This is a genomic window from Streptomyces sp. NPDC059853 (assembly GCF_042731495.1).
GTDB lineage: Bacteria > Actinomycetota > Actinomycetes > Streptomycetales > Streptomycetaceae > Streptomyces.
The window spans coordinates 1-2,405 of record NZ_JBHWJL010000485.1 but is presented as its reverse complement, the minus strand read 5'-3'; the positions used below and the strand labels follow the sequence as shown (position 1 = coordinate 2,405).

At 71.6% G+C, this 2,405-nt stretch carries 1 protein-coding gene and 1 pseudogene; both read left to right on the top strand.

The window, feature by feature from the left end:
• The coding region (locus ACFV5N_RS27080; RefSeq protein WP_385604952.1) for a substrate-binding domain-containing protein at nt 1-730 on the top strand (730 nt) is incomplete at its 5' end.
• Between the two features lie 222 nt (nt 731-952).
• Nucleotides 953-2,350, top strand: a pseudogene (locus tag ACFV5N_RS27075) (alpha-amylase family protein); the annotation flags it as partial.
• Between the last annotated feature and the right edge of the window lie 55 nt (nt 2,351-2,405).

Below are 2,405 nucleotides of genomic sequence, written 5' to 3'. Positions count from 1 at the left end.
GCTGTGCACCCAGAGCCCGGGCGGGGCCACCGAGGACGAACTGGTGGACCAGCTCGTCGAACGCGGTGTCACCGGCATCGTCTTCCTGTCCGGACTGCACGCGGACACCACCACCGACCCGGAGCGCTACACCCGGCTCGCCGGGCGCGGGGTGCCGTTCGTGCTGATCAACGGCTACAACGACCGGGTGGCCGCCCCGTTCGTCTCCCCGGACGACGCGGCGGCGACCCGGATGGCGGTGCGGCATCTGCGCGATCTCGGGCACGAGCGGATCGGCCTCGCCGTGGGGCCGGCCCGCTTCGTCCCGGTGCGCCGCAAGGTGGCCGGCTTCACCGCGGAACTGGGCCGGGACGCGCCGGTGCGGCACTCGCTGTTCAGCGTGGAGGGCGGCCAGGCGGCCGCCACCGCCCTGCTGGACGAGGGCTGCACCGGCATCGTCTGCGGCAGCGACATGATGGCGCTCGGCGCGATACGCGCGGCCCGCCAGCGCGGCCTCGCCGTCCCGGCGGACGTGTCGGTGACCGGGTACGACGACTCGGATCTCATCGCCTTCACCGACCCGCCGCTCACGACGCTGCGCCAGCCGGTCCGCGCGATGGCGGGCGCGGCGGTGAGCACGCTGCTCGAAGAGATCAACGGGGACCAGGTGCCGCACACCGAGTTCGTGTTCCAGCCCGAACTGGTGGTGCGGGGGAGCACGGCGGTGGCGCCGCGGCGCAGCGGGGGCTGACGGCGGGGCCGCCCCCGGGCTCGGTCGTCAGCCGGAGCCGGTGGTGCGGCGGCTGACGGTTTGTTGCCGTCGGGCAACACCCGGATGTCCTCGGTGTGTCACGACCCTTGACCGTCCTCGCGGGCACCCCTACGGTCAGCCATGAAACCCACTTGCTGAAAGTTCCGGCATTCCTTTCAGCAAGATGTGCTCTTCCGGCACCCCCATCCGCGAGGAGATGTCATGCACCTGATCCGTACCGCGCTCGTCGGCCTGACGGCCGCCGCCGCCGGGCTCGCCGTCTCGCTCGGCGTCCCGGGCGGCGCCCCCGCCGCCAGCGCCGCACCGCCCGGCGGCAAGGACGTCACCGCCGTGCTGTTCTCCTGGAACTTCGACTCCATCGCCCGTGAGTGCACCCAGCGGCTCGGCCCGGCCGGGTACGGCTACGTACAGGTCTCCCCGCCCCAGGAGCAGATCCAGGGCAGCCAGTGGTGGACCGCCTACCAGCCGGTCAGCTACACCATCGGCAGCCGGCTCGGTGATCGCGCCCAGTTCCAGAACATGGTCGACACCTGCAACAGCGCGGGCGTCGGCGTCGTCGTCGACACCGTCATCAATCACATGACGGCCGGGTCCGGCACCGGCACCGCCGGCAGCCGGTACACGAAATACGACTACCCCGACGCCCCCTACAGCGACGGGGACTTCAACACCTGCCGCCGCGAGATCGGCAACAACTACGGCGACCGCGCCAACGTCCAGAACTGCGAACTGGTCGGCCTCGCCGACCTCGACACCGGCAAGGACTACGTCCGCCAGCGCATCGCCGACTACATGAACGACCTGCTCTCCCTCGGCGTCGCCGGCTTCCGCATCGACGCCGCCAAGCACATGCCCGCCGCCGACCTCGCCGCCATCAAGTCCCGGCTGGACGACCCGAACGCGTACTGGAAGCAGGAGGCCATCTACGGCGCGGGCGAGGCCGTCTCACCGAGCGAGTACCGGGGCACCGGCGATGTCCAGGAGTTCCGCTACGGCTTCGACCTCAAGCGCGTCTTCCAGAACGAGAATCTGGCCTACCTCGCCAACTTCGGCGAGGGCTGGGGCCACATGCCCAGCGGCGGCTCCGCCGTCTTCGTCGACAACCACGACACCGAGCGCAACGGCTCCACCCTCTCCTACAAGGACGGCGCCCTCTACACCCTGGCCCAGGTGTTCATGCTGGCCTGGCCGTACGGCTCGCCCGATGTGCACTCCGGCTACGAGTTCACCGACCACGACGCCGGCCCGCCCGGCAACGGCCGGGTGACCGCCTGCTGGTCGGACGGCTGGAAGTGCCAGCACGCCTGGCCGGAGATCTCCTCCATGGTCGGCTTCCGCAACGCCACCCGCGGCCAGGGCGTCACCGACTGGTGGGACAACGGCGCCAACGCCATCGCCTTCGGCCGGGGCAGCCAGGGCTTCGTCGCCATCAACCACGAGGGCGGCCCGCTCACCCGCACCTACCAGACCTCCCTCGCGGCGGGCCAGTACTGCGACGTCCAGAGCAACCGGCCGGTGACGGTCGACGGCTCCGGGCGGTTCACCGCCACGCTCGGCAGCAACACCGCGCTCGCGCTGCACACCGGCGCCCGCGGCTGCTGACCCGCGGCCCCGCCGAGCCACCGCCACCACGGCGCCGCCCCGCACCACCAGC